The following is a 3,237-nucleotide window of genomic DNA, read 5'->3' on the forward strand; positions in this document are numbered from 1 at the left end:
CATGATCATAATTGGCATGGATCTGTTTTTCTTTGCCCATGCGCTTTCGGCTATCGCGCGCGAGTTCTTATTAACGACAGAAAATCAGTGGGAACAAGGACGTATACGACGCCAAGAAATATTTGCCAGAGGCATTAATTTTAATGCATGGTCCAACACATATTCCTCATTCTCGGGATTTATGAGGTACCTTGGCTCTCAGTTCTATTTATTCTTGCGCTTACTGACAACATCAAAATCTTTGGAGGGGTTTCCTCCTTTGCTATGCGCTTTTATTCTCTTTCTGCGCACAGCTCTTTGCGGTTCTGTGGTCGGATATTTTTCGACTAAAATATCCGGGATACATTTTTGGCACATGCTCTCCAGTCTCGCGCATTTATTGTCTCCACGTACCTAGGTTGCGCCTTTGCCAATCATGAAAACCGGTCTCCTCCTACGGTAAACGTATATTCGTTGGCGCGAATGGCAGCATCAATCGCCTCATCTGAGGTTTGATAATCCCATTCGCGTTCAAGAGAACGATACAACCACCGTGCCAGATCACGTAGGACGTTAATAATCCCCTGCTCAGTGTCAGCCGACATGTCCTGACCCGATCGGCTGCCACGACTGACGTCGATACGCATCGTATATTCATGGTAATAGAGGCCGCGTTGCGTGATCCGCGCGGTAATCTGATAGAAATTTCGCCTCTGGATCTCCAATAGCTGGTCTGCGATGGCATGAAGTGCCTCGTCCTGCGGCGCGTACTGACGGATTTCATGGGACGCACGTCGGGCATATTTATAGACACCCTCGAACGAAGCGCCGTCCCCCTGACTGGAGAACCCCCGGAAATAGATACAGGGATCGCTTACGCCGGATGCGCCTGCCGGGTGCCGTGATGCCATCGCGACGTCTACCCCGATTATAGTGCATATCCTCAAAAAATCCTCATAAACGCTATCCCACCAGGGAAAGCCGTCCAGAGTGTTGCGATACCAGCAGCGGGCTCTCTCACGGGCCGCGTCGGACAGTTCATCAATCTGATAAACCGGAACGGAGATGATCTCAGGCATCGGGATCATCTCCCTCAAGGGCGCTCGCCAGCCATTCGTTGGTGCTGGTCCAGCCAACGGACTTTCGCGCGCCAAGATCGATAAGGTGCGCCCCTCCCCCGAAAGCTTCCAGACGGGGTCGGGAACATGTGTTAGCGTATTCGAAACCCCATAAGCCCGAGAGATGGAACTCTGCCGCGCATCTCAGGACGAACGCGATGACACATTCAGGGTCTCCGCTGATGTCGTCATGGATCCACAATTCCGAGCTGCATTCGCCCGACAAGGAAAGCGTGAAACCGTCGGTAACCCGGAATCCATCACTATCCTCCGGCTCGTTTGTATATAATTCGAGCGCGCGCGTCGCGTTTTCATACGTTCCGACATCCAGGACACACGAGAAATGGGTGAAATAGTCGGCCATCGGGAAACCTCCCAAAAAAGAAAAAGCCCGGAACGGATCCGGGCTTTCGCGAGAAACGGGACAAAACGATCTGGTGCGGTGTCAGACGCGCTCCATGAGTTTGCGTGCCTTGCCTTCAAGGTCGAGGCGCGTGTCCTGGTTGCTCTTCGTCCGCGCGAACGCCGTGATGCCCTGAACGAAATCGAACACGCTTTCCGGTGGGCGGCCTTCCTCATGCAGCACGGTTTCAATGATTTTTGCGGTTTCCGGCTTCGAGAAACCCTGACGCCGAAGGAACCGTTCACGATCCTCCTCGTCACGCGCGACAACCTGCCTGCGTGATTCCTGGATCCCGGAAATGAATGACGCAGCACTCGCATTTGCAAAATTACGCAGTGCGGGCGTCGCCTGATGGACAAAGCGGTTTGCGGCGAACTTGCTATGCCGGATCGTGATCTGCTGGAGGTTTTCCTGCCCCCAGATCAGGCGATTCTGGCACACCCCGCGAAGGTAAAAGGAGGCAATCCCGAGACTTTTGCTGCCGACTTCCGAGTTCCAGGCGTAAAATCCCCTGAAAAACAGATCAGGTTCACCGTTGGGCAGACGTCCCGCCTCAATCGGATGCGTATCGTCAACAAGAAACAGGAAAACATCCCTGTCTGAGGCGTAAAGTGTTGTGGTTTCCTTCGTGATATCGACATGCGGATTATGCGTCATCGTCGCCCAGTCGATGACACCCGGAACCTTCCAATTCGTGTCGCCTGTCCCGTTTCCAGCGATTTTGCGCACGGCGCCGACAAGTTCATGGTCCCAGATGCGGCCATAATCCGGGCCGGTGACGGCGCGTAGTTCCACACGACCATCACCCGTTTCCAGTGTCTTGACCAGTTCGGCCCGATGGGACAGCAGTCCGTGCTGCAGGTTGATGGCGGCGAGCGGAGCCGGAAGATTGCGCAGGTAAGACGATGGCGCGCTGACCAGACTGCACAACTGCCCGAAGGACCAGTGGGTCGGTGCAACGGGCGCGCTCTGGCCCGGCACCGAGAGGGTCAGCCTTTCGGCATTGTCGCGCGTGGCCTCGACGCGAATGGCGCGGCTCTCCACGGTGCGTGCGGTAGCCCGTTCCGCACGGTTCAGGGTCGTAGCGTGCAGGTCGGCGAGAGACAGATAGCGTTCATCGTCAGGACGGGAAAACCATTCGGACGATACACGGTGATCCACCCGACCACGGGAAGGATCGATGCGGAACCCAGTGGCGGAACGGGTCGAAGGAAGAACGGTCGTGGTCATGGAAACTCTCCTCTTGCGCCGGATATTCGGCACAAGAGGCGAAGCCGCCCTCTCCCTCTTTCAGGGCCGGTCCCGCATGAAAAATGCGGCTTCCGAAGGCCGGAAGCCGCATCACGACGACAATACGCGACACTGTTCTGCCGCAGGCTATTTTTCTCGATCCGCGCCTTCCATTGTCCGGTGAAGAGGTTGCGCCCGCCCCATCCAGGGCTGGGGTCGAATTTCCTTCAGCCAGTCGACGAAGCTCGGGATAAATCCGAAGTCTTCGCGCATATGCTGTTCGCCGATCAGACGCACCGGTACGGACCGCCCTGTCGAGAGCGTCAGGGTCACGCCAAACAGCCTTTCGGCGAGGAAAATGCCCTCAGCATGATGTCGGAGTGTTGATTTTCACTGAGAACTGACCCGGGTTTTTCATCAGGAATTGACCCAGCCAGATGCTATTTCAGGCACAGTCGGGCGGGCGGTCAAGAAGAGGATCTGTCCTTTCTGTTTTTTGACGCGGCG

The 3,237-nt window shown here is 55.6% G+C and carries 4 protein-coding genes and 1 pseudogene; 1 reads left to right on the plus strand and 4 read right to left on the minus strand.

Features of this window, described 5'->3' with window-relative positions:
* A partial coding sequence (locus KMAL_RS17480) for a hypothetical protein (protein WP_219811434.1) occupies window positions 1–397 on the plus strand: 397 nt, incomplete at its 5' end.
* Between the two features lie 16 nt (window positions 398–413).
* On the opposite strand, the gene KMAL_RS16325 is transcribed toward KMAL_RS17480, so the two are convergent.
* The 4 genes and pseudogenes from KMAL_RS16325 to KMAL_RS16340 form a co-directional block, all read right to left on the minus strand.
* Window positions 414–1,058 (minus strand): hypothetical protein, encoded by a 645-nt coding sequence (locus tag KMAL_RS16325; protein ID WP_014106173.1) that lies wholly within the window; start codon window positions 1,056–1,058, stop codon window positions 414–416.
* The gene (locus KMAL_RS16330; protein WP_014106172.1) at window positions 1,051–1,461 is read right to left on the minus strand and encodes a hypothetical protein; all 411 of its coding nucleotides are present in this window, start codon (window positions 1,459–1,461) and stop codon (window positions 1,051–1,053) included. Before KMAL_RS16330 ends, KMAL_RS16325 begins: the two co-directional genes overlap by 8 nt.
* Before the next feature lie 81 nt (window positions 1,462–1,542).
* Window positions 1,543–2,730, minus strand: a complete 1,188-nt coding sequence (locus KMAL_RS16335) for a DUF932 domain-containing protein (protein WP_014106171.1) — start codon at window positions 2,728–2,730, stop codon at window positions 1,543–1,545.
* A gap of 147 nt (window positions 2,731–2,877) precedes the next feature.
* Window positions 2,878–3,102: pseudogene (locus KMAL_RS16340) on the minus strand (DUF6915 family protein); the annotation flags it as partial.
* Window positions 3,103–3,237: the final 135 nt, after the last annotated feature.

Source organism: Novacetimonas maltaceti (assembly GCF_002906255.1).
Classification (GTDB): domain Bacteria; phylum Pseudomonadota; class Alphaproteobacteria; order Acetobacterales; family Acetobacteraceae; genus Novacetimonas; species Novacetimonas maltaceti.

Coding starts and splice junctions, on each gene's coding strand:
- KMAL_RS16335 (WP_014106171.1), bottom strand. CDS start 2,730: ATGACCACGACCGTTCTTCCTTCGACCCGTTCCGCCACTGGGTTCCGC.
- KMAL_RS16330 (WP_014106172.1), bottom strand. CDS start 1,461: ATGGCCGACTATTTCACCCATTTCTCGTGTGTCCTGGATGTCGGAACG.
- KMAL_RS16325 (WP_014106173.1), bottom strand. CDS start 1,058: ATGCCTGAGATCATCTCCGTTCCGGTTTATCAGATTGATGAACTGTCC.